1 protein-coding gene is annotated in these 819 nt (G+C 62.5%); it reads left to right on the top strand.

Going from position 1 to position 819, the window contains the following annotated elements; genetic code table 11:
• Positions 1–57: 57 nt before the first annotated feature.
• The coding region (locus tag GY725_20720; GenBank protein MCP4006610.1) for a hypothetical protein at positions 58–819 on the top strand (762 nt) is incomplete at its 3' end.

The raw sequence follows: 819 nt of genomic DNA, 5'->3' as shown, positions 1-819 counted from the left end.
GACAAGTACGTGACCGAAGAGTTCCTTCGCGGGGTCGTCTACGGCTGCCAGGTCGTCGTGACCAACCCGACCTCGGCCACGCAGGGGCTCGACGTTCTGCTGCAAATCCCCGAGAAGGCGATGCCCGTGCTCGGCAGCAAGCGGACTCGCAGCCAATCGCTGCGACTGGGCCCCTACGCGACGCAGAAGATCGAGTACTACTTCTACCTCCCCAGGACGGGCGACTTCCAACACTACCCGGTCCACGTCGCCCGCGACGAAGCGGTCGCCGCCTGGGCCGATCCGTTCACCTTCCACGTCGTCGAACGGTTGAGCAAAATCGACAAGGCGTCGTGGGCCTACGTCTCGCAATGGGGGACTCAGGCCGAGGTGCTCTCCTACCTCGAGCAGAACAACGTCCATCGGATCGATCTGGGCAAGATCGCCTGGCGGATGAGCGACCTCGACTTCTTCGACAAAACACTCGAACTGCTGGCCGGGCGTCACGCCTTTCATCCGGTGCTGTGGAGCTACGGCATCCATCATAATCGGCTACCGCGGATCCAAGAGTATCTCCGCAGCAACGACGGACTGCTGCGTCGCTTCGGCGATTACGTCGACTGTACGCTGGCCGTGGTCGACCCGGTCGAGCGTCACTGGCGGCAGCATCTGGAGTACAGCCCGCTGGTCAACGCCCGGGCCCATCGGTTGGGACGCGATCGAAAGATCGTCAACAGCGCCTTTCGCAACCAGTACGTCGGGCTGATGAACGTGCTGCGATACAAGGTCGAACCGACCGGCGAGGATTCGCTCGACGTGGCCTACTACCTGTTCCTGCAG

This window comes from bacterium (assembly GCA_024226335.1).
Lineage (GTDB): Bacteria > Myxococcota_A > UBA9160 > SZUA-336 > SZUA-336 > JAAELY01.
Note: the sequence above shows the minus strand (reverse complement) of the source record. Positions and strands in the feature narration are given on the sequence as shown.